The 26,656-nt window shown below is 68.1% G+C and carries 31 protein-coding genes; 18 read left to right on the top strand and 13 right to left on the bottom strand.

The annotated features are described in order from the left end of the window. Window positions 1–12: 12 nt before the first annotated feature. The 4 genes from HDA44_RS06090 to HDA44_RS06075 all read left to right on the top strand — a co-directional run bounded on the left by HDA44_RS06090 (window position 13) and on the right by HDA44_RS06075 (window position 4,719). Window positions 13–2,304: a N,N-dimethylformamidase beta subunit family domain-containing protein gene (locus HDA44_RS06090; RefSeq protein ID WP_184832066.1), complete on the top strand. Its 2,292-nt coding sequence runs from the start codon at window positions 13–15 to the stop codon at window positions 2,302–2,304. A gap of 20 nt (window positions 2,305–2,324) precedes the next feature. Further along, window positions 2,325–3,893 carry a DUF4139 domain-containing protein gene (locus HDA44_RS06085; RefSeq protein ID WP_184832064.1) on the top strand — a complete coding sequence of 523 codons (1,569 nt, stop codon included), beginning with the start codon at window positions 2,325–2,327 and terminating at the stop codon, window positions 3,891–3,893. 75 nt (window positions 3,894–3,968) lie between these two features. After that, a complete protein-coding gene (locus HDA44_RS06080; RefSeq protein ID WP_184832062.1) occupies window positions 3,969–4,400 on the top strand; it encodes an SRPBCC domain-containing protein in 432 nt (143 codons plus the stop codon). Then, window positions 4,390–4,719 (top strand): ArsR/SmtB family transcription factor, encoded by a 330-nt coding sequence (locus HDA44_RS06075; RefSeq protein ID WP_184832060.1) that lies wholly within the window; start codon window positions 4,390–4,392, stop codon window positions 4,717–4,719. The genes HDA44_RS06080 and HDA44_RS06075 overlap by 11 nt, the downstream gene beginning before the upstream one ends. A 13-nt stretch (window positions 4,720–4,732) precedes the next feature. Here the strand turns inward: HDA44_RS06075 and HDA44_RS06070 are convergent, their stop codons facing one another. Both HDA44_RS06070 and HDA44_RS06065 read right to left on the bottom strand, forming a co-directional pair. Then, window positions 4,733–6,316: a multicopper oxidase domain-containing protein gene (locus HDA44_RS06070; protein WP_184832058.1), complete on the bottom strand. Its 1,584-nt coding sequence runs from the start codon at window positions 6,314–6,316 to the stop codon at window positions 4,733–4,735. Further along, the gene (locus tag HDA44_RS06065) at window positions 6,309–6,692 is read right to left on the bottom strand and encodes a hypothetical protein (protein WP_184832051.1); all 384 of its coding nucleotides are present in this window, start codon (window positions 6,690–6,692) and stop codon (window positions 6,309–6,311) included. The genes HDA44_RS06070 and HDA44_RS06065 overlap by 8 nt, the downstream gene beginning before the upstream one ends. A 120-nt stretch (window positions 6,693–6,812) precedes the next feature. On the opposite strand from HDA44_RS06065, the gene HDA44_RS06060 reads away from it, so the two are divergent. After that, the gene (locus tag HDA44_RS06060) at window positions 6,813–7,694 is read left to right on the top strand and encodes a LysR family transcriptional regulator (RefSeq protein WP_184832049.1); all 882 of its coding nucleotides are present in this window, start codon (window positions 6,813–6,815) and stop codon (window positions 7,692–7,694) included. Between the two features lie 43 nt (window positions 7,695–7,737). Here HDA44_RS06060 and HDA44_RS06055 read toward each other — a convergent pair whose 3' ends face one another. Then, window positions 7,738–8,238: a DUF2505 domain-containing protein gene (locus HDA44_RS06055; protein WP_184832047.1), complete on the bottom strand. Its 501-nt coding sequence runs from the start codon at window positions 8,236–8,238 to the stop codon at window positions 7,738–7,740. Between the two features lie 199 nt (window positions 8,239–8,437). On the opposite strand from HDA44_RS06055, the gene HDA44_RS06050 reads away from it, so the two are divergent. The 6 genes from HDA44_RS06050 (at window position 8,438) to HDA44_RS06025 (ending at window position 11,423) form a co-directional block, all read left to right on the top strand. Then, a complete protein-coding gene (locus tag HDA44_RS06050) occupies window positions 8,438–8,851 on the top strand; it encodes a hypothetical protein (protein WP_184832045.1) in 414 nt (137 codons plus the stop codon). 72 nt (window positions 8,852–8,923) lie between these two features. Next, window positions 8,924–9,334, top strand: coding sequence for a hypothetical protein (locus HDA44_RS06045; protein ID WP_184832043.1), 411 nt, complete (start codon window positions 8,924–8,926; stop codon window positions 9,332–9,334). Window positions 9,335–9,386: 52 nt separating this feature from the next. Beyond that, window positions 9,387–9,800, top strand: a complete 414-nt coding sequence (locus tag HDA44_RS06040; protein ID WP_184832041.1) for a hypothetical protein — start codon at window positions 9,387–9,389, stop codon at window positions 9,798–9,800. Window positions 9,801–10,063: 263 nt separating this feature from the next. After that, window positions 10,064–10,672: a sigma-70 family RNA polymerase sigma factor gene (locus HDA44_RS06035; RefSeq protein ID WP_319042116.1), complete on the top strand. Its 609-nt coding sequence runs from the start codon at window positions 10,064–10,066 to the stop codon at window positions 10,670–10,672. A gap of 176 nt (window positions 10,673–10,848) precedes the next feature. Next, window positions 10,849–11,184 (top strand): hypothetical protein, encoded by a 336-nt coding sequence (locus HDA44_RS06030; RefSeq protein ID WP_184832039.1) that lies wholly within the window; start codon window positions 10,849–10,851, stop codon window positions 11,182–11,184. 14 nt (window positions 11,185–11,198) lie between these two features. Next, on the top strand, window positions 11,199–11,423 hold the full coding sequence (locus HDA44_RS06025; protein WP_184832025.1) for an antitoxin: 225 nt from the start codon (window positions 11,199–11,201) through the stop codon (window positions 11,421–11,423). A 62-nt stretch (window positions 11,424–11,485) separates the two neighbouring features. Here HDA44_RS06025 and HDA44_RS06020 read toward each other — a convergent pair whose 3' ends face one another. From HDA44_RS06020 to HDA44_RS05985, 8 genes are read right to left on the bottom strand one after another with little or no spacing between them, the layout of a single operon-like run. After that, entirely contained in the window at window positions 11,486–11,926 is a 441-nt protein-coding gene (locus HDA44_RS06020; protein ID WP_184832024.1) for an FMN-binding protein, read from the bottom strand. Continuing rightward, the gene (locus tag HDA44_RS06015; protein WP_184842965.1) at window positions 11,923–12,432 is read right to left on the bottom strand and encodes an FMN-binding protein; all 510 of its coding nucleotides are present in this window, start codon (window positions 12,430–12,432) and stop codon (window positions 11,923–11,925) included. Before HDA44_RS06015 ends, HDA44_RS06020 begins: the two co-directional genes overlap by 4 nt. Before the next feature lie 37 nt (window positions 12,433–12,469). After that, window positions 12,470–13,891 (bottom strand): ferredoxin reductase family protein, encoded by a 1,422-nt coding sequence (locus HDA44_RS06010; RefSeq protein WP_202887204.1) that lies wholly within the window; start codon window positions 13,889–13,891, stop codon window positions 12,470–12,472. Between the two features lie 23 nt (window positions 13,892–13,914). Beyond that, entirely contained in the window at window positions 13,915–15,147 is a 1,233-nt protein-coding gene (locus tag HDA44_RS06005; RefSeq protein ID WP_184832023.1) for a sensor histidine kinase, read from the bottom strand. Beyond that, a complete protein-coding gene (locus HDA44_RS06000; RefSeq protein WP_184832022.1) occupies window positions 15,144–15,803 on the bottom strand; it encodes a response regulator transcription factor in 660 nt (219 codons plus the stop codon). Before HDA44_RS06000 ends, HDA44_RS06005 begins: the two co-directional genes overlap by 4 nt. Further along, window positions 15,800–16,549 carry an FAD:protein FMN transferase gene (locus HDA44_RS05995; protein WP_184832021.1) on the bottom strand — a complete coding sequence of 250 codons (750 nt, stop codon included), beginning with the start codon at window positions 16,547–16,549 and terminating at the stop codon, window positions 15,800–15,802. The genes HDA44_RS06000 and HDA44_RS05995 overlap by 4 nt, the downstream gene beginning before the upstream one ends. Beyond that, window positions 16,546–17,625 carry a glycosyltransferase family 4 protein gene (locus HDA44_RS05990; protein ID WP_184832020.1) on the bottom strand — a complete coding sequence of 360 codons (1,080 nt, stop codon included), beginning with the start codon at window positions 17,623–17,625 and terminating at the stop codon, window positions 16,546–16,548. Before HDA44_RS05990 ends, HDA44_RS05995 begins: the two co-directional genes overlap by 4 nt. Beyond that, on the bottom strand, window positions 17,625–18,644 hold the full coding sequence (locus HDA44_RS05985; protein WP_184832018.1) for a lysylphosphatidylglycerol synthase transmembrane domain-containing protein: 1,020 nt from the start codon (window positions 18,642–18,644) through the stop codon (window positions 17,625–17,627). Before HDA44_RS05985 ends, HDA44_RS05990 begins: the two co-directional genes overlap by 1 nt. A 91-nt stretch (window positions 18,645–18,735) precedes the next feature. On the opposite strand from HDA44_RS05985, the gene HDA44_RS05980 reads away from it, so the two are divergent. From HDA44_RS05980 to crcB (HDA44_RS05965), 4 genes are all read left to right on the top strand, one after another. Beyond that, the gene (locus HDA44_RS05980) at window positions 18,736–19,542 is read left to right on the top strand and encodes a PIG-L deacetylase family protein (protein ID WP_184832016.1); all 807 of its coding nucleotides are present in this window, start codon (window positions 18,736–18,738) and stop codon (window positions 19,540–19,542) included. 130 nt (window positions 19,543–19,672) lie between these two features. Further along, entirely contained in the window at window positions 19,673–20,611 is a 939-nt protein-coding gene (locus HDA44_RS05975; RefSeq protein ID WP_238352373.1) for a hypothetical protein, read from the top strand. 128 nt (window positions 20,612–20,739) lie between these two features. Beyond that, complete coding sequence (crcB, locus tag HDA44_RS05970) at window positions 20,740–21,240, top strand: fluoride efflux transporter CrcB (protein WP_319040651.1); 501 nt, start codon at window positions 20,740–20,742, stop codon at window positions 21,238–21,240. After that, the gene (gene crcB / locus HDA44_RS05965) at window positions 21,237–21,602 is read left to right on the top strand and encodes a fluoride efflux transporter CrcB (protein ID WP_184832014.1); all 366 of its coding nucleotides are present in this window, start codon (window positions 21,237–21,239) and stop codon (window positions 21,600–21,602) included. The genes crcB (HDA44_RS05970) and crcB (HDA44_RS05965) overlap by 4 nt, the downstream gene beginning before the upstream one ends. A 6-nt stretch (window positions 21,603–21,608) precedes the next feature. Here crcB (HDA44_RS05965) and HDA44_RS05960 read toward each other — a convergent pair whose 3' ends face one another. Continuing rightward, the gene (locus tag HDA44_RS05960) at window positions 21,609–22,178 is read right to left on the bottom strand and encodes a putative glycolipid-binding domain-containing protein (protein WP_184832013.1); all 570 of its coding nucleotides are present in this window, start codon (window positions 22,176–22,178) and stop codon (window positions 21,609–21,611) included. 190 nt (window positions 22,179–22,368) lie between these two features. Here HDA44_RS05960 and HDA44_RS37010 point away from each other — a divergent pair, with 190 nt between their 5' ends. The 3 genes from HDA44_RS37010 to HDA44_RS05945 all read left to right on the top strand — a co-directional run bounded on the left by HDA44_RS37010 (window position 22,369) and on the right by HDA44_RS05945 (window position 25,644). Next, window positions 22,369–24,132 carry an HNH endonuclease signature motif containing protein gene (locus HDA44_RS37010; RefSeq protein WP_184832012.1) on the top strand — a complete coding sequence of 588 codons (1,764 nt, stop codon included), beginning with the start codon at window positions 22,369–22,371 and terminating at the stop codon, window positions 24,130–24,132. 112 nt (window positions 24,133–24,244) lie between these two features. Further along, complete coding sequence (locus tag HDA44_RS05950; RefSeq protein WP_184844892.1) at window positions 24,245–24,454, top strand: hypothetical protein; 210 nt, start codon at window positions 24,245–24,247, stop codon at window positions 24,452–24,454. Further along, the gene (locus HDA44_RS05945; RefSeq protein WP_184832011.1) at window positions 24,454–25,644 is read left to right on the top strand and encodes an MFS transporter; all 1,191 of its coding nucleotides are present in this window, start codon (window positions 24,454–24,456) and stop codon (window positions 25,642–25,644) included. The genes HDA44_RS05950 and HDA44_RS05945 overlap by 1 nt, the downstream gene beginning before the upstream one ends. Window positions 25,645–25,660: 16 nt before the next feature. On the opposite strand, the gene hpnH is transcribed toward HDA44_RS05945, so the two are convergent. Next, the gene (gene hpnH / locus HDA44_RS05940; RefSeq protein ID WP_202887949.1) at window positions 25,661–26,656 is read right to left on the bottom strand and encodes an adenosyl-hopene transferase HpnH; all 996 of its coding nucleotides are present in this window, start codon (window positions 26,654–26,656) and stop codon (window positions 25,661–25,663) included.

Genomic DNA, 26,656 nt, shown 5'->3' with positions numbered 1-26,656 from the left:
GGGGGGGGAACCATGGTCCGCAAACTGCTGGTCGCCGCGCTGACGCTTGCCGTCGCCGCCGCGACCGTCGTGTTCGTCAATCGGCCCGCCGACGCGGCGAGCGCTGCCGTCAGCATCACCGCGACGCGGGCGTCGAACGGGACGACAACGCTCATCTACCGCGCCACCGTGCTCAAAGCGGGCACGATCCGCGAGATCACGATGGCGATCCCGCCGGGCAGCACCGGGCGGGTGACGTCGGTCAACGGCACGGTCAGCTCGGCGAGCCGGACCGTGCTGCGCTGGCGGCCGGCCCGGACCACGAAGGTTGCCGTCGGCGCCCGGCTCGCGATCCCGCTGTACGGGCTGCGGCTGCCGGCCGGCGGACCGTGGACGCTCGCTTTCAGGACCATCGGTACGACCGGCGCGACACTGACCTCCGGCGCCGGCGTACTGCAGCCGCTACGTACGTACACCGCGTCCGTCGCGATCCAGGCGACGAACCCGATCCCCGCGCAGCGGACGAACCTGACGTACCAGGGCACCATCACCAGGGCCGGCGCGCTCACCGCGGTGCGGATGCAGTTGCCGACCGGCGCGACCGGCGCGATGACCACCATCAACGGCACGCTCACGGTCGCCGGCGGGTACGCCACCTGGCGGCCGAAGGCACCGATCAACGCCCATCTCGGCGCACGGCTCGCCATCCCGGTGAACAACGTGCTGCTGTCCAGGTACGGCGGCGTCATGACGCTGTCCGTGTCCGCGACCACCTCGACCGGTGTCGTCCTGAGCTCCGGCTCCGGCACCGCGGCCTTCATCGCGCCGCCTGCCGCAATGCCGGCCGTGGCGGCGGGCGGGTTCGCCGGCGTCCCGAACGGCTGCCCCGACCATTGGCCGACGACAGCCGCCGAGAACGCCGACACCGGAACAGCCGACTGGGTCATTCCCACTGCCATGAACGGGCAACTGGCCGCGTACCTGACCGCGGTGTCGGCCACCTGTGGTGAAACCGTCGACCTCAGGGTGAGCCCAGGCGGTACGGGCAGCGTCGGCGCCCCGGGCAGCCCGGTCACCGTCACCGCGTACCGGATGGGGTACTACGCCGGTCTCGGCGCACGTGAGATCTGGCAGAAGCTCAACGTGCCGACCACCATCCAGCCGCCGCCGACCACCGGCGGTACGTCGTCCAGCGGCAATCCGTTGCGGATGACAACGGCAGTGAACTGGACGAACACGTTGAGCATCCCGATCGACAAGAACTGGGTGCCAGGCACGTACCTGCTCAAGGTCAGCGACGGGACCTCCGCTACGTACGCGCCACTGACCGTCCGCGACGACACCGGGACCAAGCACGCGCTGCTGATCCAGCAGGCGACCACGACCTGGGAGGCGTACAACAGCTACGGCGGTGTGAGCTTCTACAGCAGCCTGAGCGGAGGATCGGGTCGCCTGTCGTTCGACCGCCCATACGGTGACGGCCAGGGATCCGGGCAGTACCTCTCGCTGGAGCAGGGGCTGGTGTTCTGGGCGGAGTCGAAGGGCCTCGACGTCACGTACTGGACCGACAACGACCTCGACCAGTTCGGTGGGCAGCTGCCACAGCGGGCCGGGACGATCTTCCTGCCGGGTCACGACGAGTACTTCTCGTTGCCGATGCGAGCCGCGTTGAGTCAGGCGATCAGCAAGGGCGTCAACGTTGCGAACCTCGGCGCGAACACCTCGTACCGGCGGATCACCTTCACCGACAGCACCCGGCGTACGTGGGACATCGACCGGTACACCGACGGGTACAACTCGACGACCTGGCGGTACCTGGGTGATGCGTACGCGTCGCAGCCGCTGCTCGGTGCGGACTACACGTGTGCGGTGCTGGGGAACGACCTGACCACTGGCAGCGGCTGGATGTTCTCCGGCCTGGCGTCCGGCACCAAGATCCCCGGCTTCGTCGCCGGCGAGATCGACTACGTCTGGCCCGGCCTCTACAAGCAGCCAGGACTGACCACGATCGCCAGCGGTACCGGCATCTGCCACACGAACGGGCGGCCCGCGCCGATGCAGGCGACCGCGTACACGGCTCCATCGGGCGCGCGCGTCATGAACGGTTCGACGTTCGCGTACGGCTGTTTCCTGGTCCAGCGCTGCCCGTCGAACTGGACAGTGCCCGCGCCGAGCGTGGCCTCACAGCAGGCGGTCGCGACGATCGTCGCGAACATCACCGAATGGGTGTCCCGCGGCGACATCACCGTGCCATCCGGTACGAGCGCGGCCAAGGTACGGGTTGCCGTACCGAAGCACCCGCTGCAAACCAACACCCAGCCCTGATCGCGAACTACTGTCGACGCATGAGCCGACTCGTGGTGGATGCGCCGATCGTTGCCGTCGTGGTGTACCCGGACCGGGCCCGGGTGACCCGGCGCGGGCGGATCAGTGTGCCGAGCGGAGATCAGTCCGTGTACGTGGAACCGCTGCCACTGTCCTTGGCGGAGGACTCGGTACGGGTGTCCGGACGTGGACCGGCGACCGTGCTGGGCGTGGACCTGGTAACGCGGCATCATCCGGAAGCGCCGGACGAGGCGGTGGCATCGCTGGAGCAAGAGCGGATCGACGCCGCGGAACAGGTGAACGTGCTGGTCGATGCAGCTGAAGTGCAGCAACAGCTGGACACGTTCCTGGCGCAGCTGGCGCGGCGGGCGGGTGGCAGTTTCGCGCGGACACTGGCTGCTGGTGACGGCGGCGCCGAGTTGGGTGAGTTCACCGAGTCGCTGGCCGCGCGGCTGACGGTCGTACGCGCCAAGCGGCGGGAGCTCGCGGCGGAGCAGCGTGAGGCCGAGAAACGGCTGGCGGCGGTGGACCGGCGGCTGGAAGCGCTCACCAAGCAACGCACCCCCGACCGGCGGGCGGCCGCGATCGCGCTGACGCTCGAATCCGACGCTGAGGTAGAGGTCGAGCTCACGTACGTCGTTCCGTCGGCGGGCTGGACCAGCTCGTACGACGTCCGGCTCGCCGGTGATCGGCTGACGCTGAACTGGTACGGGCTGATCCAGCAGCGTACGGGCGAGGACTGGCCGGAGTGCGACCTCACCCTGTCGACGGCGCGGCCGACGGTGACCGCGAAGGTGCCCGAGCTTGACCCGTGGTTCCTGGACCGGCTCCGGCCGATCCCGCCGATGCCCGCCGCTCCGGGCGCCGTCGCGTACGGCGGGCAGCAGCCTCGGGCCGCGGGGATGCCGCGCCTGGACTCGTTGGCGGCCGCACCCGCTTTCGACCAGGTCGAGGCCGTGGTCGAGCAGGGCGTGACGGCGGCCGGTTACACGCCGCCGCGGCCGGTGGCCGTACCGGCTGATGGTGCGTCGCATCGCGCCACGATCGCCGCGATCGACCTCGACGCCGAGCTGGACTACGTGACCGCGCCGGTCCGCTCGACCGACGTGCACCTGCGCGCGACCGTGGTGAACTCATCCGCGCACACGCTCCCGGCCGGCAAGGCCGCCGTCTTCCACGAGGCGGACTTCGTCGGCTCCGCCGCGCTTCCCCTCTGGGCGCCAGGCGAGGATGTCGAGCTCGCGCTCGGCCTGGACGACCGCATTCGCGTCGAGCGCAAGCTGGCCCGGCGGACGGCGACCAAGGCCACGCTCGGGTCGACGCGCCGCCGCGAGGTCGAGTACGAGACCACGATCGAGAACCACACGCCGCGAACCGCGCGGATCACCGTCCTCGACCAGCTCCCGGTGTCCCGCGACCACGAGATCACCGTCAAGCCGGTCAGCACCACACCGGATCCGGCCGAGACCACCGAGCTCGGCGTACTCACCTGGAAGCTCGAGCTGGCCGCCGGCGCCGAGACCACGATCAAGCTCGGCTTCCGTGTCGACACCGCCAAGTCGGTCGACCTCACCGGCTGGCGGGAATGACCCTTGACGCAACCAAGTGATTGCAATAGTTTAGCTATTGCAATCACCTGGTTGCCATATTTGAGGAGTTGACCGATGGGATTTCCGGACCGGATCGAGCGCGTACTCGACCTGACGCAGCCGCCGGCCAAGGTGTGGGCGGCGGTGACCACCGCCGAAGGACTCGAGGCGTGGTTCAGCACCAAGGCAACGATCGACCTGCGGCCGGGCGGGTCGGCGACGCTGCAGTGGGCCGACGCGCCCGCCGCCGACCTGCGGATCGAACGCGTCGACGAGCCGTCGGTGTTCGGGTTCAGCTGGCCGATCGAGGGACTCGCGAAGGACGATCCGCGGCGTACGTACGTCGAGTTCACCCTGGAGCCGAACGCGGGCGGCACCCGGCTGACCGTGGTCGAGAGCGGATTCGCGCAACTGCCGGACGAGCTGCACCAGCCGGCCTTCGCCGAGAACTCGCGCGGCTGGGTGCGTGAGCTCGGCAAGCTGGCCGAGTACGTCGATGCCCGCTGACGCCGAGGCGATCGCCGAACAGGTGTTCGTCGCGCTCGCGGACCCGAGCCGGCGCGCGATCCTGGGCGCGCTCGCCGAGCACGGCCCGGCGACCGCGACCGACCTGGCCGATCGGCTGCCGATCACTCGGCAGGCGATCGCGAAACACCTTGCCCTGCTGGCCGAGGCCGGGCTCGTGCTCGCCAAGCCCGGCGAACGCCGCCGGGTCCGCTACCACCTGCAGCCCGCGCCGATGCAGGTCGCACAACAGTTCCTGGCCGCGCTGGCACGCGACTGGGACGATCGCCTGACCGCGTTGAAGGACCTTCTCGGGCCCTAGCCGGGTGGCCTGATCAGGTCACTTCGAGGTTGGCCATCATGCCCATGTCCTCGTGCTCGGCGTTGTGACAGTGGAACAGGTAGCGGCCGCGGTACCCGTCGAAGCGGGTGATGATCTCGGCCGACTCACCGGGACGCAGCGACACCGTGTCCTTCAGGCCCGCGTCGTGCGGGAGCGGGTCATGGCCGCCGCGGGACAGAATGCGGAAGCCGACCAGATGCAGGTGTACGGGATGGTGCACGTCCGCGACCAGTCGCCAGATCTCGACATCGCCGAGCCGGGTGGAGACGTCCGTCCGGCTCGGCGCGAACGGCTTGCCGCCGATCAGCCACCCATGCCCGTCACCCATCTGCCCGGCGCGGAACGAGAAGTCGCGGACGCGTACGGCGTCCGACCGATGCCATTCCGGTAGGTCGTGCGACAGGACCTCCGGGATTCGGCTGGTGTCGGTCGCCGTACGGACGACGTGGAACGCCAGCACCTCCTTCGTCTGGCCGCTGCCGAGACGGTTGCGGACGCGTACGCGGCTGCCGATCGGGACGTCCGCGAAGTCGATGATCACGTCGTACCGTTCGGCCGGGGCCAGCGGCAGGTTCCGGTGCTTGACCGGCGCCTGCAGTAGACCCTGGTCGGCGCCGATCTGGACCAGGTCGAGTCGGTGGCCGTCGTCCCGTACCGCTTCCAGGTCGTAGTGGCGGGCGTTCGATGCGTTCAGCAACCGAAGGCGGTACCGGGCGGCGTCCACCTCGTGGATCGGCCAAGGTGCACCGTTGACCAGAATCACGTCGCCCAGGACGCCGGCGACGTACTTCTCGGTGACACCCGGGCGCTCTTTCAGCGTCGGATCGAGCGCGGGGTACGCGAGTGAACCGTCGGCGGCGAAGGCGCGGTCCGCGATCATCAACGGGAGTTCGCGCGGACCCGACGGCAGACCGAGCGCGTCCTCCTCGGCGTCGCGGATGAAATGCATTCCGGCCAGTCCACGCCAGATCGCCGGCGCGGTGAAGTCCATCCGGTGATCGTGGTACCAGAGCATGGTCGGGCGCTGGTCGTGCGGGAACGTGTACTCGCGGGTCAGCTCGGACGTCACGGCGCGGGGGTCGCTCATGCTCGTACCGCCCATGCCCTCCATCTCGTGCATGCCGGCCATGTCGTCCCAACCCTCGGGGAAGACGAGGTCGGTCGGGTAGCCGTCCGAGCTCGCGGGCGTCCGGCCGCCGTGCAGGTGCACCACCGTCGGTACCGGCAGTTCGTTGCGATGGGCAACAGTAATCGGGTGGCCGCGGCGGGACTCGATCGTTGGCCCGGGAAACGTTCCGCCGTACGTCCACAGCCGGGTCGGCACGCCGGGCAGGATCTCGGCGGTCACCTCACGCTGGTGGATCTCGTACCGGCCGGGCTTGGTGGGCTCGAGTACGGACGGGATCGGCAGCGGGACTTTGAATGCCGGGGGCAACGGTATTTCACTGCTCAGCTCGCCGCCGGTGATCGCCGGCCGACGGGCGAGCGCCGCCGCGGTGGACAGGCCACCGGCCGTCACCAGCCCGAGCGCTCCCCCGATGCCGAGCAGCCGGCGCCGGCTCAGTTGCTCACGCACGAGCAGTCTCCTCAGTACGCCGCGGCGGCCGCTGCCAGATCGCGATGAACTGGACCACGACCGCGACGACCGTGATCACGCCCAGCGGGATGTGCAGCCAGAGCGCGCCGTCCTGGCCCGCGAAGTACTGGACCGTCTCGGCGATCACCACGCCGAGCGACACCACGAACGGCCAGTACCGCCGCAGCCGGACCCAGACGACGACCGCGACGATCACCTGCAGGTAGCCGATCGACGTGACGATGTTCGCGCCGGCCGCGTGCAGGCGCAACGCGTCGAAGTCGCCGCTCAGGTACACGCCGGCGAACACCGGCTGGCCTGCGATCGCCAGCAGGTGCGCGCTGACCACGCCCTGCAGCACCCGTCCGCTGATCATCGGGCACCCTCCTCACTCGGTTCAGGAACAGCTGCGAGGCTATGATCCGAGTGTTATGAACGTCCAAGACCAAGATCGCTATCTCGTTATGATCATCGGGTTATGACCTGAGGGGGTTCGATGGATCTGACCATGTTGCGGCAGTTCGTGGTGATCGCGCGGCTCGAGCACCTCAGTCGCGCGGCCGACGAACTGCACGTCGCCCAGCCGTCCCTTAGCCGGACCGTGGCGCGGCTGGAGCACGAGCTGGGTACGCCGCTGTTCGACCGCTCCGGACGGCTGCGGCTCAACCCGGTCGGGGCGCTGTTCCGGGACTACGTCGAGCGTGCGCTGGGTGAGCTCGACGCCGGCCGGCGCGCCGTCGCGGCGGCGACCGAGCAGGGCACCGGGACCGTACGGCTCGGCGCGGAGAACTTCCTCGCGCTGACCGAACCGCTCGCCACGTTCAAACGGGATCATCCGACGATCGAGCTGGAGCTACGCCAGCTGCCGGCGGAGGACATGCCGCGGCGGCTGCGCGCCCAGGAGGTGGACTTCTGCGTCGCGTCCCAGCCGGTCGCTACAGCTGGGCTGGAGTCCTTCGTGCTACTTGATGAGCCGGTCTGGGTGGTGACGCCGTTGGATCACAGCCTCGCGGGGCGTACGTCCGTACGCGTCGAGGAACTTGCCGACGAGCTGTTCGTCACCGGGACCAGGAGTCATTGGCAGCGGAACCTGCTGGATCGGCTGTTCGCTGAGCTGGGACTGACGCCGCGAGTCGTCTGCGAGAGCGACGAGGCGGCGGCGATCCAGGAGCTCATCCGGGCCGGTCTGGGGATCGGCTTCAACCCGGACCTAGCTCGTCGCTCGATGCCTGACTACCCGGTCGCTTGGCTGCAAGTCGAGCACCCGGCGTGCCGACGTACGCTCACCCTTCTGTGGCACGCCAACCAGCCCCTCACCCCGGCCGCCCAGCAAGTCCACACAACCATCACCACCTGGCCTTGGTCCCCCGCGAGCTGACCCAGAACTGACCGCCAGCCGGCCGGGGCTCGGCGAGTGCTGATCAGAGTGAGCCGGAGAGCCAGCGCCAGGCGACCTCGAACTTGTTCTCCAGCCGGATCCGGACCGCGTCCGCCACCACCTGCTCCAGCCCGCGCCCCACCACCGGCACCGAAGCCGCCGTCACCTGCAACTCGAACGCCTGCGTGGTACCGCGCCCTTCCGGCACGATCCGGGTCGTCCCGGTCACCTTCACCGGCACACCGGTCACCTCGGCGTCCACATCCGCCTGCCGCGCCCCGTTGACCTCCGCGCGATGCCACACCTTGTTCTGCGCCAGCTCGATCGTCGGCCCGACGAACCGCCGAGCCACCACCGGCACCTCCGCCGGCCTGGTCTGCCAGTGAAAACGCACCGCCAGGTCGTCCCCGGCGTCCCCCACCTCGATGTCGTACGACTCCGCACGTAACCGTTCGAACACCTGCTCCTGGAACGTGATGTCGGTGATCATCGCGAACACCTCCTCGGGCGAGGCGTCGTACGACGTGGCGAGAGACAGATCCATACGCCCATCCTGCCCTGACCCCTACCCACCGGTCACCACCACTGCGGCAACCGGCCGCCCCCACCCGAAACACAAATGCCAAAAGAATGCGGTATTCTCACCGCGCTTTACCAGGTCGAAAACCCAACCTGATGCGGTAACTGACACCGCAGTAACACTTTCCGAAATGGCAACACCAAATGCATCGGAGGTAGTTCCCTTGATCCGCCGAATCATCGTCACCATCCTCGCCGCCCTCACGGTCGCGATCGCATCCACCGCACCTGCCGCAGCGGCAACGACCTACAAAGAGATCTCCATCTACGACCCAGCTGGCCGCGGCGCCTTCATCGGCGAGACCGCCACCGACAGCACCAAAGCCAGGATCACAGGGGAGATCAGAGGCCAGCGCTACCGAGTGACGGTCTATGGCTGCGTCTCCGCAAATGTCAGCGGCTGCGGCCTGGCCGCAAATCAGCATAAGCTCGGAGAAGCCGATGGGCGCACCACGGACAAATATTTCGCAGTCGACAAGACTTTCCGCAGGACCAGCGGACAGACCGCCTATGTGCGTGCTTGCCTTCTCGCGGCGAACGGCGTCAGCACCTGTACCAGCTGGACCGCTGGGAGATAGGAGAGATCGTAGCAGAACACACACCCCGCCTTGTCTTCATCACTCCCGAATACCGAATTCAATGCATCGGAGGTGATTCTCTTGTTCCGTCGATTTATCGCGATTGCCCTCGTGACCAGCTCGGCCGTCGCCGTCTCGGCCGCACCGGCTTCAGCGGCCGGCCGAAAGTTTGAAATCAAAGACTCCAACAGTTGGAGTAACCTCCATGGGTCAATCTCTTCCAGCCGGACGAGCGCCACTGTCAGCGGGACTCTCGTTGCCGATTCCACCCGCGTGACGGCCTGGGGCTGTGTCAGCGCAAGTATCAGCGGCTGCAGCCTCGTGGCAAATCAGAAGAAGCTCGCGGAATACGACACGCGGCGCCAAGGTCTCTACGCCAAAGACTTCACCAAGACGCTCAGCAAGACCAGCGGGCAGAGCGTTTACGTACGCGCCTGCTTCACCTGGACGCAGGGCCACGGAAGCTGTAGCGGCTGGAAGTAGCAAGCAGAACTTCAAAGTATCGGAGGTAATTCTTTTGTTGCGTAGAATCATCGTGACCGCCCTCGCGGTCCTCACGGTTGCCGCCGTTTCGGCGACCCCGGCCTCAGCGGCGCGGGTGCTCAAGGATTTCGACATCTACAACCCGTCGGGCCAAGGTGGCGACTGGCGGGGCAGGATGATCATCGACAGCACAGCAGTCAGGTTCACAGGAAACGTCCACCCGAGCCTCACCAAAGCGACTGCCTATGGCTGCATCTCGGCGAGCGTCAGCGGCTGCAGCCTCGTGGGCGCCGCGAAGACCCTCGGAGTGGTCGACGGGCGCACCGAAAGCCACCTCCTCGAGATCGACAAGACCTTCAGCAAGACCAGCGGGCAGAGCGCTTGGGTACGCGCTTGCTTTCTGCACCGCAATGGCGTCACCAACTGCACCAACTGGACCGCCGGGTACACGCCGACATCCCGCTAGGCGGCTTGAAGTAGCCGATTGATCGACGGGCTGGACTGGCCCGGTGCGCGCTGGGCCAGTCCGGCACTTCCGTACGAGGGCCAACTGGTCGCGCGGTTGCCGGTGGCGCCGGCTCGGGGACAGTGGCCGGCCTGACCACGGAACGACAGGGGCGTGACACGGTGGGCTACTTCCGTTAACCTTTTCGTGATGTTCACAACTGCGTAGCTGACTGAGAACGGGGCTTGGGAAGCGCATGCACATCGAGTCTTTCGCACCGGGCGGTGCGTGACACAGACATGTCCACCAACACCGCCGCAGTGGCCCAGGGACCGGCCGGCAGTCCGGCTGATCCGCTCGACGACGAGGACGACCTGATCCGGCGCGCGCAGACCGGCGACGCCGCGGCCTTCGGCCGGCTCTACGACCGGTACGTCCATTCCATCTACCGCTACACCTACAGCAAGACCACGTCCCGCAGCCTGGCCGAGGATCTGACCAGCGAAACGTTCCTGCGCGCGTTCCGGGCGATTGCCCGGCCGCGGGCGAAACTGAACTTCGCGGCCTGGCTGGTCACCATCGCGCGGAACGTGGTCATCGACCACCATCGCTCCGGCTGGAACCGGCTGGCGGTCGTCACCGACGAGGTCGATCCACGCGCCGACGAAGCGATCGGACCGGAGCAGGCAGCGCTTGCCTCGGTCGGTACCGCCGCGTTGCGGGCCGCGGTCGCCCGGCTTCCGGACGACCAGCGCGAATGCCTCGCGCTGCGGTTCTTCGCCGGCCTCTCGATCAACGAAACCGCGGCCGCGATGGCGCGTACGGACGGCGCGATCAAACAACTGCAGTTCCGCGCGATGAACAGGTTGCGGCGGATCGTCACGGCCGGCTGAGAAGCCGCTGAGTAACGTTGATGTCTTCTTCGTGAAAGGGCGCGAAACACGAGACCCGAGTGCTTGCGCGGCCTCCTACCTTCCGGTAGGAAAGAGCGCGTGCCATCCGGCTCGCGGCCGCGCATGGACGAAACCGGTGCGGCCGGTTCACCTTATATCTCACGGGGAGATATCGCATGAGCAATCCGTACGAAGAGAACCAGAACGACGGCAACTACGGGTCAGGTGACCAGGGCAACGAGTACGGCCGGGATTCCAGCGGAGGGGAATCCGGCAACGACTCTGGTTACGGCCGGCGCGAGGAATCGCAGAACGACGGCGGGTACGGACAGTCGAACGACGAGACCGGGCGCGGCGGCAACCAGCAGTCGAACGATGACGGCGAGCGCGGTGGATACCAGCAGTCGAACGATGACGGCGAGCGCGGTGGGTACCAGCAGTCTGACGGCGGCGACGAAAACCGCGGTAGCTACGGTAACAACGACGATAACGACAACAGCTACGGAAACTGAGCGGAGATCAGGACATGGGCGTTTTCGACAACATCAAGAATGCTGCTGAAGAGCTGAAGGACAAGGCGGCCGACCTGGTCGACGGTCACAGCGACAAGATCGGCGAGGGCCTGGACAAGGCCGGCGAGTTCGCCGACGAGAAGACCGGCGGCCAGTACGGCGACAAGATCGACCAGGGTGTCGACGCCGCCAAGGACCAGATCGGCAAACTGGACTCCCAGAACGACGGCCAGGCCTGACCACCAGCACTGTCCAGAGGCGGTCGTGGGATCACCCACGGCCGCCTCGGCCATTTCGCGGGTCAGCTGGTGAGGTGCGCGCTGTCCAGCGCGGACTGGAGCGAGCGGCGGTAGCCGTCCGAGGTGAAGGTGGCGCCGGAGACCGTGTCGATGTGGGCGGTTTGGGCTGCCAGTGCTTCGTGTGTGAGTTGAGGCAGCGCGTACGTGCTGATCTCCTGATCGCGGCGGCCACCGTTCGGATACACCAGTGGGGTGACGGCGATCAAGCGGTTGGCGCGGACGGTGATGCGTACCTGAACCGGGCCGTACCGGGTGCCAGCGGATGAACCGTTGATCACCAGTTCGCCGGTTGAGTTGCTGACGACGCCCGCTGATGCGGCCGGAGTGGACTGTCCTTCGGTGCGGTTCGTGCTGGTTGGGTAGAGGAACAGCAACAGCAGTAGTACGCCGGTGCCGCCGCCGACGGCCAGGTTGCGGCGTAGGCGTTCCGAGTGGCTGGTCATCGCGCACCGTGCGCCGCGTCGAGAGCTGACTGGAGTGATTGCCGGTAGCCCTGCGAGGTGAAGGTCGCACCGGAAACCGTGTCCAGGTGGGCGTTTCCGGCCTTCATGGCTTCTTGTTCCAGCTGCGGGATCGCGTAGCTGTTGATGCGGTTGGTCTGGCCGTCGCCGCTTGGGTGCTGGAGCGTACGTACCTGGGTGAGGTGGTTGCCCAGCACGGTGACTCCTACCTGCACGGGTCCGTACTGCGTGTCGACAACCCCACCGGTAGCAGTAACCGACTTCGGTGCGGTTGTTGTCGGAGCGGGTGGCGGACTGCTGCGATGGCGGGTGACGCGTGGCGTGGTGCGTGGCGCCGTGGTGCGTGGCGCCGTGGTGCGTGGCGCCGTGGTGCGTGGCGCCGCGCTACGTGGTGCAGTAGCAACGACCGCTGCACCAACAGCAGCCGTCTGTGGATGCACGCTGGTTCTCAGTGCAACCGCTACGACCGCCACGCTGGTGACCGACATCAGCACTCTCGTCCCGCGCCTCACACGTCTTCTCCTCTCACCACGAGAACCGCTCCTGGTGCAGCTGTCCCGCCGGCAGTCCGGCCGTCAGTACGGCCGCGCACAGTGCATCCATCCAGCGATCCGGCCCGCACACGTACACGTCGTACAGCTCCAGCTCCGGGACCGCCCGCCGCACGGCGTCCTCGTCCGACCACGCCTCCGCCCCGACGGGCAGCCACGACTTACGCCGCTGAATCCGCGGCCCGAGCAGATAGTGCACGGTGATCCCCCGTACCCGCGCCAGATGCTCCAGCTCCTCCCGGAACACCAGATCACCCGCGTCATGCGCCCGGTACACCAGCACCGCGTCACCCGGCGCGTACGAGAGCTCCTCCAGCAACGCCCGCAACGGCGTGATCCCAATGCCGCACGCGAACATCGCCACGCGTTCCGTCACCCGCCGCTCCGCGGTCAGCCGCCCGTACGGTCCCTCCACCGCGACCCGTGTCCCCGGCCGTACCCGCGCCAACCGGCTACCCCCATCCCCCGCCGTCTTCGCAGTCACCCGCAGCCGATCCGGTGCAGGCGAAGCCGACAGCGAGTACGGGTTGCCGCGCGACCACCCCGGTCCATCCAGGAACCGGAACACGAAGTACTGCCCCGCCTGCACCGGCATCCGATGCAACCCGCGTCCACCCAGCAGAACCGTCACCACACCAGGCGCCTCGGGGATCACCTCGCGCACGGTGAGTCCGTGCCGGAGCGTACGCCACAACGGCAGCGCCACCCGGTACAACAAGATCGCACCGAGCGCGACACCGTACACGGACCACCAGTAGGTACGCGCCAACGCCGACGTGGTGAAGTCGGCGCCGGTCCAGATCTCATGCGGTATCGACAAACCCACGCCCAGGTACGCGTACAAGTGCAGCAGGTGCCACGACTCGTACCGCAATGCGCGTCGTGCCGCACGCACCGACGTCACCACGACCAGGGTGAGTGCAAGAGTCGCAGCGGTCGCCAGCAGCATGCCGCCGTACGTAGTGACCACCGACCACGTCTCATGTACCAGGTCGTTGTGGTCGCGCAGTGTGTACCCGACCAGGATCAGGCCGATGTGCAGCAGCAAGAGGTTGAACGACCAGAACCCGACCAGCCGATGCCTTCGTGCCAGCTCGTCCTGTCCGTAGCTGCGCTCGATCATCGGCACCCGTGCCATCAGGAACACCTGTACGAGCAGCAGATCAGCCGCCACCAGCCCAGACAGCCGCCCGAGTGACGTGAGCAGGTCGGCCGGGCCGCTCAGGAGGTTCTGGAAGCCACGTCCCGACACCCAGAGCGCGACCACCACCAGTACTGTCACCCAGCACAGCACTCCGATGGCATCACGCCACCAGCTGGGCGTACGGCGCGGCCTGCGTCGGGCGTGGGTGATCCGGGGCCGGTTCATCACCTCTGCTGGCCCGCGGTACGTCATGCTCCGACGATGCCCGCTGATTCTTAGTCCTTCCTTGGACCTGCCTCCGCTAGCGCAGGCAGTACCAGCTCGAACGTCGCGCCGACGTCAGCGGGCGCCAGGCGAAGCTGTCCGCCCAGGCGGTTCGCCACGTCGTGCGCGAGCGCCAGACCGAGCCCGTAGTGCGCCCGCCCCGACCGGTGACCGCCCGTGTCGAAGCGCCGCAGTACGCGCTGTGCGGCCTCCGGTCCGATCCCAGGGCCGGTGTCGCTCACCGACAGGATCAGGTCCCCACGATGCCGCCGTACGGCGATCCGCACCGTCCCGTCGCGTGGTGTGTGGTCGATCGCATTGTCGACCAGAGCGAGTGTCGCGCGCCGAATCGCACTCGCCGTCCCCAACGCCGGCGCTGACTGCAGCTCGCTCTCCCAGCGCAGCCGTACGCCCGCCTCCCCCGCGTGCGCCGCCGCACTGTCCGCGACGTCCGCAGCGATCCCGATCAGATCAACCGGTTGGCCGTCCTCCATGCCGCGTGGATCAGCTGCGGCCAGCAGGTCGTCCACTACCTCCGCCAAGCGCCGCGTGTCACGCAGTACGCCGTCAGCGTCATCCAGTACGTCCTCATCCGCATCCGCACGCCGCAACGACCGTTCGAGCAGTTGGGCCCGCGTACTCAGCAGCGTCAACGGCGTACGCAGCTCATGCCCCGCATCGGCAACGAACGCGCGCTGCAACGTCAATGCCTGTGCCAACGGCCGCACTGCCCGGCGTCCGATCAGAACGCCCAACAGAACTGCCAGTAGTAGTGCCGCGCCGGAAGCAATCCCCATCGCCTGGAACAGCCGTGCACGCTCCTGCTGGGTCGTCGCCAGATCCAGTACCGCCTGTACTGGCCGGCCGTTCGACAACCCAGTAGCGATCCGATAGCCGCCGTCGTCGTCCTCGACGGTACTCAGATGAACCTGCTCCGATGCCTCCGTACGCAGCGTCGCCAGGTCCGGCAGCAGGCTCGCAGGCAGACCAGGCGAGGTTGTAGTACCAGCTGAGTTCGTCATCACCAGCCAGGCCCCAGCAGGCGGATCACCCACGTCGTCAGCGGTACTGATCGCCGAGCGGAGCAGATCGTCCGCAGCGTTCGTCTGCTCGCGTACGACCACCACAGTGACCAGTGCGATCAGCAGCAGCATCGCAAGCGCCACCAGGGCTGCAGCCTGTACGGCGACGCCCCGCGCCGCGCGGCGGACCAGTACCTCGTCCCCGATCAGCCGTGCGCTCATGGCGCACCCAACCGGTACCCGAGCCCGCGTACGGTGCTGATCACGCCCCGCCCCAGCTTGCGCCGGCAGTAGTGCACGTACGTATCGACAACTGTCTCCGACTCCGCCTCGTCGAACACCCGGTCCAGCAGGTCCGACCGGCTGAAGACAGCGCCAGGCCGTGCCGCCAGTAAGCCCAGCAATGCCGCCTCTCGTTCGGACAGCTCCACCGACGCACCGTCGTCACGTCGTACGGTCCGGTGATCCAGATCGAGTACGCCACCTGGTACCGCGAGCTGCACCGCATGATCGAGATGCCGCCGCAGCAGCGCACGTACGCGAGCCATCAACTCCGTCAGCTCGAACGGCTTGGTCAGATAGTCCTCAGCGCCCGCATCCAGTCCTTCGACCCGATCCGCCGTACTGTTCCGTGCCGACAGAACCAGGATCGGCGTACCGACACCGCGACTGCGCAACCGGGCGATCAGGTCCAGTCCTTCGACGGCGGGCAGACCACGGTCGACAATCATCGCGTCCACCGGGTGAGTCAGCGCGAGGTGCAGCCCGGTGTGACCGTCACCGGCGCGCGTCACGGCGTACCCCTCGCCACTGAGCGCCCGGTCCAGCAACCGGGCCAGGTCGGCGTCGTCCTCGACCAGGAGGATGCGCGCGGTCATACCACGCCCCAGCCGACGGTGGAGAACAAGTTGCCGTCCGCAAGCACCCCCAGGCCTTCGTACCCGGGCAGCACCGTCAGTACCTCCGGCCAGCCGTCCCCGGCCACGAACGCCGCGGTGGCCAGCACGTCGGCGTACTCGACCGACGGACCGCTCACCGACACCGAGAGCCAGCGGGTGGCCACCTCGGTGCCGGTGCGCGGGTCGTACACGTGCGCGCCGCGGGCCGACGTGCCGCTCGTCGCCACCGCGCCTCCGTTCCGCGCCAGACTCGCAACCACCCGAGTGGGGTCCTGCGGGTCCTGGATCCCGATCGTGAAGTCCTCGTCGCCGGCACAGAGCACAAGGACGTCACCACCGGCGTTCAGGCACCAGTCGACGCCGGCCACCGCTCGTAGCCGCTCCCCCGCCCGCTCCACCGCCCAGCCCTTCACCAGCCCGGACGGATCCCAGCACCCGCCGGGTACGTCCGCGTCGAACAGTCCACCGGTCAGTGCGCGCGCCGCCGTACACCGCTCGGCTACGTCCCGTACCAGAGGCTCCACGCCGTCCCAGCCGACCTCACCGCGAGCCAGCCGGCTGACTGAGCTGTCCGGCTTGTACGGCGAGAAGATCCGATCCACCTCGACCAGCTCGGCGTACATGTCCCGGACCGCGTCCTCGACCACCGCGGACCGCGCCTGCTCGCCCCGGGCCAGCACACTGATGGGCATCCCCATCACCTGCTCGGCCCAGCTTCGCCTCATGCAGTTGACGCTAGGGACCGCTCGCTGAGAGCGAGCTGAGCCGTGTACGCGGCAACGTGCTGCGTGATCACGCGCTCCCAGGTCATCACCGGATCGGTGTTCTGGTTGTGTGCCTGCATCCGCTCCAGAACCGTCGAGTTCGACAGCAGCGCCGCCACCGTACGCGCCATCTCGGTGTCGTCGTGTACGAGGAATCCTTCGATCCCCGGACGGATGAACTCGCGGACGCCACCGGATGCCATCGCCACCACCGGCAGCCCGGCACACCGTGCTTCCAGGGCCGCGACACCGAACGATTCGAGCTCGGCCGGCGCCAAGTACACATCCGCCGAGGCGTACAGCGCCTGAATCTCGTACCGGGTCAGGCGCCCCGGGAGGTCCACCCAGGAGGCCATGCCGCTGCGGCGTACCTCGGTGGCCAGCGCGCGCTCGCGCGGACCCGCGCCGACGATGACCGCCCGCAGGTCGACGGCCGACGGGGTCAGCTCGCGAATCTTCTCCAGCGTCCGCAGCAACGCGTCCGGGCGCTTGCGCCGGGCCAGCCGCATCGTGCTCACGATCGTCGGCCGATGCTCCGTACGCGCCGTCGCCCGCCACGCGGCCGGGTCGACGCCGTTGTGCAGCACCTTGACCGATCCCTTGGGCAGCGACCGCCGCAACCGGTTCGCCACGGTTTCGCTGACCGCGGTCCATTGCGCGTTCCCGGCGTACCGATCGATCTGCGCCACCGGCCAGGGCATCGTCGACCCAGGCAACGAATGCATGGTGATCAGCGCCGTCCGCGCCATCCGCGCCGCCCGCCAGGCCAGCGGCGACACCAACGACGAATGCGAGTGCACGACATCGAACCCGGCCAGCTCGTACCGGAGCCGCTCCACCGCCACCGGCAACGGCATGCCGGTCAGCGACGGCAGCCGCACGACCGGTACGTCACCCGCGCTCGGCGGACCGTCGGTCAGGGTGAACACCGTGACCTGATGCCCGGCCCGGATCAGCTGGACGGCGAGGTCGTGCACCTGCAGCTCGATGCCGCCGAGGCGCGGGAGGTAACAGTCACTGACCAGCGCCACCCGCATCACGCCACCGCCCCGAGCGAGCGCGCACCGCCGCCGGTGCGGTGCTGCAACCAGGTCCAGATCGCCAGCATGATGCCGCCGACCGGGATCTCCATCAGGAACGTGAACCCACGGAACAGCAGCAGCCCCGCCGCGACCCCGGCCGGGTCACCGCCGAGCGCGACGAGCGCGGCGGTCGTACCCACCTCGACGACGCCGGCACTGCCGGGCGTGATCGGAACGAGGGTCAGCAGCCGCTCGACGGCCAGCGCGGTGAACAGGACCGGGAGCCCGAGCGGGACGTGCAGGACATGGAAGCAGAGCCACAACAGCGCCAGCTGGAGCGCGAGGTACGCGACCATGCCGACGGTCATCGGCCGCCAGCCGGTCCGCATCAGCGTCAGCGTACGGCGCCGGAACCGCGGCAACCGCTCCTTCAGACGAGATCGGCGAAGCACCTTGTCGAGCCCGGCGCCGATCAGTACGGCCGCCCGTTCGTCCACCAGAATCCAGATCCCGGCCAGTACCGCGATCGGCACCGGCAGGAAGAGCAGGCTGCCCTTGCCGAAGGCCGACGCGCTGTGCAGGATCGGCACCAGCAGCAGCGCGAGCGCGATCACGCCGAGCTTGGAGACGACGTTCAGCAGCGTCGTGACGGCGAGGAACCCGCCGAACGCGCCCTTGCTGAAACCCCAGCGGCGGACCATCCGGAAGTTCAGCGCGGTACCGGCCGCGCCACCGAGCGGGAGAACGTTTGCCACCGCGCTGCCGGTCAGGCTCAGGGTCAGCCCGCGCCGCTTCGACAGCCCTGGGAGCGACGCCGCGAGCACGAACGAGTGCGCCCAGAGCCCCGCGATCCAGACGACCGAAAGCATCGCCAGAGCGGGGATGGACACCTGTCCGAGGACCGATCCGACCTCCCGCCAGGTGGAACCGACCGCGCGTGGCAGGAACACCACGAGGGCGACCGTGACCAGCCCACTGAGGACGGGGGTCACCAGCCGCCGTCGCCAACCCCGTCGCTGCTCGATCTCGTTCATCGGTACCAGCCTGTAGCCCGGATGCTGAGAGGGTCCTGAGAGGAACTTCGGGCGGTTCGTTCAGCTGCTTCGAGCATGGCATGCTCGGGCCATGACGGGCCCATTCACCTTGATTGCGTTTCACGCGCACCCGGATGACGAAGCGCTGCTGATGGGCGGCACGCTGGCCCGGCTGGCCGCCGAAGGGCACCGGGTCGTGCTCGCCGTCGCCACCGACGGCGAGGCCGGCGCGGCGGCCGCTTCGTACCGGGATTCCGGACAGCTGGCGGCGCATCGACGGACGGAACTTGACCGGTCGGCCGCGGCGCTCGGCTGCGCGCGGGTGGTTCGTTTCGGTTTCAAGGACTCCGGTTCGGCGGGGCCGGCCGCCGAGGGCGGGTTCAGTACGCTCCCGGTCGAGGCGGCCGCCGCGCCGCTGATCGAGCTGCTGCGCGCGGAGCAGGCCGACGCGCTGACGATCTACGACCCGGCCGGCGGGTACGGGCATCCGGACCACCGGCAGGTGTACACGGCCGGCAAGTACGCCGCCGAACAGGCCGGGACCCGGTTGGTGCTGGAGGCAACAATCGACCGGCGGCTGATCCGCCGCCTGATCCGGATCGTCGAAGCCATCCCGGGCATCCTGCCGGCGGTCAAGGCATCCGCGTACGACGACGCGTACGCCCCCGCGGCGGCGATCACGCACCGGGTCGACGTGCGCGCGTACACGGACCAGAAACGCCAGTCGTTCGCCGCGCATGCCAGTCAGGCCAGCTCCGACGACGACGCCCGTACGCTCGGGCTGCTGCTCAAACTGCCGCCGTGGCTGTTCCGCCGGATGCTCGGCCGCGAGTGGTACGTGGAGCACGGCCGCACTCCCGGCCGGCCCCTCGACGACGTGTTCGCCAGCCTGCGCTGAGCGCCGTCGGCACGATGCTGAATAGTTATCGACTTCCACCTGGCGACCGCTGAACTTTCCGGTGCGGCCCGGAATCCAAGGCGGTACTACGGAGGCGACGACGCCTCCGGATCAGGGGAGGACGATCCAGATGTTTCGGAAGACGGCAAGTCTGGCTTCGGCAGGGGTACTCGCGCTGGCACTGGGGGCGGCGGCCGGCCAGTCCGCGCAGGCAAGCACATCCACCCAATCCGGTGCGGCCGGCACGGCGGCCGCGTGCTCGCTGCGGCTCGGGTCGGTGACCGCGAACGGCGCGGCCACCAGCCGGACCATCAACGCGACCTCGCCGATCACCGTCGGCGGGGTCCGCGGCACCGCCGGGGTGTTCGGGCCGAAGCAGGTCCAGCACAGCAGCACGGTCGTCGGTACGCCGCTCGGTTCGGGGGAAGCACGGTCCGGTCTGACCGTGATCGGCGGCGCGTTGTACGCGAGCTCGTACGTCGTCGACGGGCAGAGCCAGCTCGATCCGCACTACCCGCACAACAACCTGCGGGTCGGCGGCGGCTGGGGCAACTACCGGTGGATCGAGCAGTCGATCCTCCGCCCGGCCAACGCCGGCGACCCGGCTCGTACGCTGCTGTACGGGCAGCGGACCGACGGGACGACGCTGCGCTGGATCGCCGAAGGCACCAGCTGGCGAGCCACCGGCGGAGTCGGCGGCCTGACGACGGTCAAGGGGATCGCGCTGATCAGCCGGACGGCGACGGCGGAGACGTTCCTCGCCAACACCCGCACGGGCGCTCTGGTCACGGTGACCTGGCCCACCAAGTACAACGCCGTCCCGAGCAGCCGGGTGGTCCGTGGCTCGACCTGGCAGGGCTTCGAACAGCTGATCGCCACCAAGTGCGGTACGAACGGTACGCTCCTGCTCGGCATCGACCGGGACACCAAGTCCGGTTACCTGTACGCCGTGAGTCACGCCAACGGTACGAACACCGTGATCAAGAGCCTCGGCAAGGTACCGCTGACGTTCTCCGACCCGCAGTACTTCCGGATCGCGCCGAAGGCGGACCCGCTGAACGGCGCCTGATATTCTGGGTGGAGTTTGACCGGTGGTGGGGCTCGCCGGACCGAACCGTCGCTCCGGCGGCCAACAGTCCCTACCTGAGGAACCTCGCGGCGTCGTGCCGCGAGGTCGTTTCCAGGTAGGAGGACTGTGTGGAGCACCATCCCGGCGAGCAGCATCAGCATGCCGAGCCGCTGCCCAGAGGCCCGGTCGACCCCGACGTCGACCTGCGGATCGACGGCCGCGACCGGCGGGCCCACGATCCGGCGATCCTGACCGCGATCGCCGTCGGCGGCGCGCTCGGCGCGTCAGCGCGGTACCTGATCGGACTCGCCTGGCCGACGCCTTCGGGCGGTTTCCCGGTCAACACGCTGCTGATCAACATCGCCGGGTGCGGGCTGATCGGGATTCTGATGGTGGTGGTGACCGACGTCCTCACCCAGCAGCGCTTCCTCCGCCCGTTTCTCGGTACGGGCGTGCTCGGCGGGTTCACCACGTTCTCGACGTACGCGGTCGACATCCAGAAGCTGATCAGCGGCGGGTACGCCGGTACCGCGCTGCTCTATCTGGCCGCGACCATCGTGGGCGCGCTGCTTGCGGTGTGGACGACCGTGACGGCCACGCGCGCGCTCGTCACCTGGAGGTCGCGATGAGCCGGCTGTTGCTGGTGATCGCTGGTGGCCTGATCGGCGCGCCACTCCGCTACGTCGCCGACCGCGCCGTCCAGGCCCGCCACGACTCGCTGTTCCCCTGGGGTACGTTCAGCGTGAACGTGATCGGCTCGTTCATCCTCGGCTTCCTCACCGGCGCGTCGTCGCTCTTCCCCGACAGCATCCAGTTCTTCGCCGGCACCGGCTTCTGCGGCGCTCTCACCACGTACTCGACGTTCTCCTACGAAACCATCCGCCTCTTCGAGGACCGCGCCCGCTTCCTCGCCGTCGCCAACGTCACCGCCAGCATCGTCGCCGGCCTGGGCAGCGTCTTCCTCGGCACCGCGGTCAGCCAGTCCCTCTGAGGCCGCTCACCTGTCCCGCACCGCGATCCCCGGGTAGTCCAGCACCAACCCCGCCCCGTCAAACGTCAATCGGCACTCGAAGTCGAACGACGTGGACTCGTACTGGAACACGTACCGCCCCGGCTCCGAGCTGACAAGCGTGTAGCGCTGCTCAATCCGGACGACGCTCAGATCGTTCGCCTGGACGAAGGCAGCCGGCACCTCGACCGGTGTGCCGGCAGTGAACGAGATCCGGTGGATCGGAAGCGTGTTGGTAACCGCCGACGACTCGAAGTCGACGTCTTCACACCCACCCAGATCTGGGCGATGCAGACCGTCCACGATCCAGTGGGCGTCCGGCGTACGGGCGAGTGCGACTGTGTGTTCGCCTGCCGCTGTCCTGTTCACCGCGTGCACCGACTGTGTCCGCCACCCGCTGTCGACGTCGACCTGATACCCGACATACCAAGCCGAGCCGCCCTCCCGTGCCGAGGTGTGACCGTGCAGCGCGGTGCCGGCGGAGAACAGCACCTCGAAGCCCGTACGCAGTCCCGTGTGTGTCCACGAGGCAATCGGCGGCAGTGGTTGCAGGTACATGCTGAGACCCTAGTTGGGTCAGTGATGAGGTTCAGCTGGGGGCGGTCGCACGCGATGCCGGGTAGCTGACGGGTGGTGGAGTACGAGTGGATGAATCGGCGGAGGTGGCGGTAGTTTGATTAGCGAAATCTCCTGAAAAATAAGGGGATTTCGCGAAGAACTGTCCGAGCCGGAGGGTATAGTTATCGGCATGGATGTTCTCGGTGGGCGCTCGGTTGTTGCGTTGGGCAACCATGAGCTCCTGCCCGTGCTCGACGAGCTGGACGCCGAGATCATCCGGCTGCAAGGACTGCGTTTGCAGGTCGTCGCGCGGATGGAGGACACGGGCTACGCCCAGGAGCTCGGCGCGCGCGACACCGTCGATCTGCTCGCCTTCCGGCACCGCCGAGACCGGTCAGAGGTCTGGCGAGACGTCCGGCTGGCGCGGGCATTGCCGAGGTACGCGGCCGTAGACGCCGCCCTCGCCGACGGGATCGAGATCGGCAGCACCCAAGCCGGCGACTCCGACGGGATCGAAGGCGGCAGCACGCAGGTTGGTGATTCCGACGGGATCGAAGGCGGCAGCACGCAGGTTGGTGATTCCGACGGGACCGAAGGCGGCAGCACCCAGGTTGGCGACTCCGACGGCACGTTCCGGGCGATGCAGACCGCCCACGCGGCTGCGATCGTCTCCGAGCTCGAACGAGTTCGGACCCGGGTCCCGGTGGAAGACCTCGATGTCGCCGAGAACCAGCTGGTGTTGCTCGCCGCCCATCTTGCTCCAGGTGAGCTCCGCGCCGCGGCGAAACAGCTCTGCAACCTCCTCGACTCCGACGGGCCCGAGCCCGAGGAACAGCGAGCCTACGACCGCGAGTCCCTGACCCTCACGACTGCCGATAACGGCGTCAAGTTCAAGGGGTACCTCGCCAACGAGAACGCCGAACTCCTGCGTGCGGTCATCCACGCCGGTGCCCGCCCGCACAAGACCGCCGACGGCGAGCTCGATCCCCGCGCCCGCGACAAGCGCCAGGCCGACGCCCTCAGCACCGCCCTGACCGTCGCCGCCAACACCTGGGACACCGCCACCAACGCCCGGGACACGACCGCCAAAACCTGGCACACCAACGCCAACGCCCGGGACACGACCGCCAAAACCTGGCACACCGCCGCCAACGCCCGGGACACGACCGCCAACGCCTGGGGCGCCAAGGACACCGGCGTACGTACGCCTGGTGCACCAGTGCCGGGGTACGGGGCCAAGGCGAACATCACCGTGACGATCGACCTGGACGACCTCAGGTCAGCCACCGCGAACGCCACTGGTCAGACGGCCTACGGCGACGAACTGTCCGCCGCCACCATCCGCCGCCTGGCCTGCGATGCGAACGTCATCCCACTGGTCCTGGGCTCCAACTCAGAGCCGCTGGATGTCGGCCGCCGTGAACGTCTCGTCACCAAATCCATCCGCCGCGCCCTGAACGCCCGCGACCGTGGCTGCGTCGTCTGCGCGGCCCCTCCACTCAGGTGCGACGCCCATCACCTGATCTCCTGGCTCGACGGTGGCGCGACGACGGTCGACAACCTCGCGTTGCTCTGCCGCCGCCACCACGTAGACCTCCACGCCGGCCGCTGGCACGTGACCATCACCAACGGCATACCCAACGTCACCCGCCCCAACTGGGCCACTCCACCAGGCGCGTGTCGTCCCGGCCAGCGGCTGACCCAGCGCGACAAGGTGCTGTCACCTCCACCCTTGCCTTCAGGTACCACGTCTGCCTGCCCCGATCGCCCTGACGGCATCCCCGCCACGCCCCCGGCACCCAACCCGTGGGGCCACACGCACCCGCCCATCCCACGAACCAGCCGCTGGAACGCCGACGAAGCAACCCTCACCGCTGCAGTCCGCTTCGCCGTCTGGGGCCACCGCACGCCCACCGAACCCGCAACCGGCCCGCCATCCTTCGCAACCATCTGAACCACCCAAAACCAGAAGATCAAGTGGAATCTCAGAGTGGGATCACATAAGGATGAAGTCCACGAGGCGGTCGGCGGGACTGGTTACAGGTGCCTGCTGAGACCCTAGTCGGGTGAGCAATCAAGTTCAGCTGGGGACGGCGTACGCGGGTGGCTCCTTCGGCGGCTCCTGGATGTCGGAGCGCATCCGCGACGACCTGCCCGGGTACCTGATCGCGCCGCTGGAGAACCGGACCCGCTCCGCCCTGTTCGGCTTCGACAACTCCGTCATCTCGGACCTGGCCGACCGGACCGTCCGGCTGGCCGTCGGCGGCTTGGAGTGATGCTGGATCGGTCCGAGTCGGCGCTGGGCATCGTCCTCCGGTCGCGGTTCTACCGTTCGGCGTTCCTGTCGCTGCTGGTGGCCGGCATCGGGGTCTCGTCGGCCACGCCGCAGCTGACCCTGTTCCTCGTACGGGACCTGGGCGCACCGCTTCCGGTAGCCGGGCTGTACTACGTGACCAACCTGGCCGCTCCGATCGCCGGGTACCTGATCGGCCGGTGGTCTGACCGGAGCCGCGACCGGCTGCTGTGGTTCCGGATCTGCTCGCTGGTCGGCGGTGTCGGTTGGCTGGCGATGGCCGCCGCGCACACGGTGTGGATTCCGTTCGTGATCAGCACGCTGGCGCTGAGTGTCGCCGGTGGTTCGATGGCACTGTTGTTCGCCGCTTGCCGGGACGAGCTCAGCCGGAACCCGACGCGCGCCGAGAACCGCGTGATCGCGACCGTTCGGATGACGTTCACCACCGGCTGGATTCTCGGGCCGGTGTTCGGCAGCTGGTTCGGCGGGGTGTTCGGGCTGCGGCCGCTGCTGGTCGCGACCGCAGTGTGCATGTTCGCGCAGCTGCTCCCACTCGGCCGGCAGCGCGTCGACCGGTACACCGACGCTGCCCTGCACGCGGGTCATCCGCGACGCCGACTCACCGACCTGATGCCGCTGCTCGTCTTCACCGCGGTGTGTGTACTCGCGATGACCGGCGACACGATCAAGTTCGGTTATCTGCCGATCTACATGGCCGAGCAGTTGCAGGTGTCCGACTCGGTGCGTGGCGCGGTGATCGGTATTCAGCCGCTGCTCGAGTTGATGCTCCTACCTGTGGTGGCGCGGCTGGCCGACCGGTTCGGGGCGATGCGGGCGATGACGGTCGGTGCGGTGCTCGGGTTGAGCGGGAACGTCGCGTACGCGCTCAGTACGTCGGTCGCCGGGCTGTTCCTCGGGCAGGCGCTGACGGCCGGGCTGTGGGCGTGCGTGGGCGCGCTGGGCGTCACGATCGCGCAGCGGCTCTACCCGCAGGGCGTCGGGACCGCGTCCGCGGTGTTCCTGAGCGCGATTCCGGTCGGCTCGGCCATCGGCGGCGCGATCGGCGGCCTCGGCGTGGCCGCGATCGGTCTCCCGCACGTCTTCTTCATCCCGGCCGGGCTCACCGCCCTCGCGATCGTCGCCTTCGCCGTCCTCAGTACCCGGGAGAGGTGAGCGCGCGGGAGATCCGTTAGCCCATCGCGGCCCGGATGGACTCGCGTAGTGAACCGAGGGTGGCCACCACGGCAGTCGGTTCGTAGCCGCAGTGCGCCATGCAGTTGGCACAGCGCGGGTCCTTGCCGCGGCCGTACGTGCTCCAGTCGGTCTCGTCCAGCAACTGCTGGTACGTCGCCACGTACCCGTCGTCCATCAGGTAGCACGGCCGCTGCCAGCCCTTGAGCGAGTACAACGGGATCGCCCACGCGGTGCAGTCGAAGTCGACCTTGCCCTCCAGGAAGTCCAGGAACAGCGGCGAGTGGTTCAGCCGCCACTTCTTCCGGCGACCGTCACCGAACGCCTTCCGGAACAACTGCCGCGTCTCTTCCGGCCCGAGCCAGTGCTCCTGATCCGGCGCCTTCTCGTACGCGAACCCCGGCGAGATCTGCATATTGTCGACTTTCAGATCGTCGTTCAGATAGTCGAGTACGTCGATCACGTCCTGGGGGCTGTCGGTGTCGAAGAACGTCGTGTTCGTCATCACCCGGAAGCCGGCGGCCTGTGCTTGCTTGATCGCCGCGACCGCCTCGTCGAACACGCCGTCCTTGCACACGGACTGGTCGTGCCGTTCGCGCAGTCCGTCGATGTGCACCATCCAGGCGAAGTTCTTGTGCGGTGCGAACTTGTGCAGGTGTTTCGGCAGCAGTACTGCGTTCGTGCACAGGAAGACGATCTTGTTCCGGGCCAGGAGCTGCCGGACGATCTCGTCGATCTCCTTGTGCATCAGCGGTTCGCCGCCGGCGATCGACACCATCGGCGCGCCGCACTCCTCGACCGCCGCGACCGCCTGCTCGACCGGCATCCGTTGTTTCAGCCAGTCGTGGGTCTGCTGGATCTTGCCGCAGCCCGCGCATTTCAGGTTGCACGCGTACAGCGGCTCGAGCTCGAGCAGGATCGGGAACTTCTCCCGGCGGCGGAGCTTCTGCTTCATCAGGTATCCGCCCAGGCGGATGGACTGCCGCAGCGGCAT

The sequence above is a fragment of the Kribbella solani genome, assembly GCF_014205295.1.
Classification (GTDB): domain Bacteria; phylum Actinomycetota; class Actinomycetes; order Propionibacteriales; family Kribbellaceae; genus Kribbella; species Kribbella solani.
The sequence above is the reverse complement of the archived record's forward strand: the minus strand, read 5'-3'. Positions and strand labels throughout refer to the sequence as shown.

Coding starts and splice junctions, on each gene's coding strand:
- HDA44_RS06090 (WP_184832066.1), top strand. CDS start 13: ATGGTCCGCAAACTGCTGGTCGCCGCGCTGACGCTTGCCGTCGCCGCC.
- HDA44_RS06085 (WP_184832064.1), top strand. CDS start 2,325: ATGAGCCGACTCGTGGTGGATGCGCCGATCGTTGCCGTCGTGGTGTAC.
- HDA44_RS06080 (WP_184832062.1), top strand. CDS start 3,969: ATGGGATTTCCGGACCGGATCGAGCGCGTACTCGACCTGACGCAGCCG.
- HDA44_RS06075 (WP_184832060.1), top strand. CDS start 4,390: ATGCCCGCTGACGCCGAGGCGATCGCCGAACAGGTGTTCGTCGCGCTC.
- HDA44_RS06065 (WP_184832051.1), bottom strand. CDS start 6,692: ATGATCAGCGGACGGGTGCTGCAGGGCGTGGTCAGCGCGCACCTGCTG.
- HDA44_RS06060 (WP_184832049.1), top strand. CDS start 6,813: ATGGATCTGACCATGTTGCGGCAGTTCGTGGTGATCGCGCGGCTCGAG.
- HDA44_RS06055 (WP_184832047.1), bottom strand. CDS start 8,238: ATGGATCTGTCTCTCGCCACGTCGTACGACGCCTCGCCCGAGGAGGTG.
- HDA44_RS06030 (WP_184832039.1), top strand. CDS start 10,849: ATGAGCAATCCGTACGAAGAGAACCAGAACGACGGCAACTACGGGTCA.
- HDA44_RS06025 (WP_184832025.1), top strand. CDS start 11,199: ATGGGCGTTTTCGACAACATCAAGAATGCTGCTGAAGAGCTGAAGGAC.
- HDA44_RS06020 (WP_184832024.1), bottom strand. CDS start 11,926: ATGACCAGCCACTCGGAACGCCTACGCCGCAACCTGGCCGTCGGCGGC.
- HDA44_RS06015 (WP_184842965.1), bottom strand. CDS start 12,432: ATGTCGGTCACCAGCGTGGCGGTCGTAGCGGTTGCACTGAGAACCAGC.
- HDA44_RS06010 (WP_202887204.1), bottom strand. CDS start 13,891: ATGACGTACCGCGGGCCAGCAGAGGTGATGAACCGGCCCCGGATCACC.
- HDA44_RS06005 (WP_184832023.1), bottom strand. CDS start 15,147: ATGAGCGCACGGCTGATCGGGGACGAGGTACTGGTCCGCCGCGCGGCG.
- HDA44_RS06000 (WP_184832022.1), bottom strand. CDS start 15,803: ATGACCGCGCGCATCCTCCTGGTCGAGGACGACGCCGACCTGGCCCGG.
- HDA44_RS05995 (WP_184832021.1), bottom strand. CDS start 16,549: ATGAGGCGAAGCTGGGCCGAGCAGGTGATGGGGATGCCCATCAGTGTG.
- HDA44_RS05990 (WP_184832020.1), bottom strand. CDS start 17,625: ATGCGGGTGGCGCTGGTCAGTGACTGTTACCTCCCGCGCCTCGGCGGC.
- HDA44_RS05985 (WP_184832018.1), bottom strand. CDS start 18,644: ATGAACGAGATCGAGCAGCGACGGGGTTGGCGACGGCGGCTGGTGACC.
- HDA44_RS05980 (WP_184832016.1), top strand. CDS start 18,736: ATGACGGGCCCATTCACCTTGATTGCGTTTCACGCGCACCCGGATGAC.
- HDA44_RS05975 (WP_238352373.1), top strand. CDS start 19,673: ATGTTTCGGAAGACGGCAAGTCTGGCTTCGGCAGGGGTACTCGCGCTG.
- crcB (WP_184832014.1), top strand. CDS start 21,237: ATGAGCCGGCTGTTGCTGGTGATCGCTGGTGGCCTGATCGGCGCGCCA.
- HDA44_RS05960 (WP_184832013.1), bottom strand. CDS start 22,178: ATGTACCTGCAACCACTGCCGCCGATTGCCTCGTGGACACACACGGGA.
- HDA44_RS37010 (WP_184832012.1), top strand. CDS start 22,369: ATGGATGTTCTCGGTGGGCGCTCGGTTGTTGCGTTGGGCAACCATGAG.
- HDA44_RS05945 (WP_184832011.1), top strand. CDS start 24,454: ATGCTGGATCGGTCCGAGTCGGCGCTGGGCATCGTCCTCCGGTCGCGG.
- hpnH (WP_202887949.1), bottom strand. CDS start 26,656: ATGCCGCTGCGGCAGTCCATCCGCCTGGGCGGATACCTGATGAAGCAG.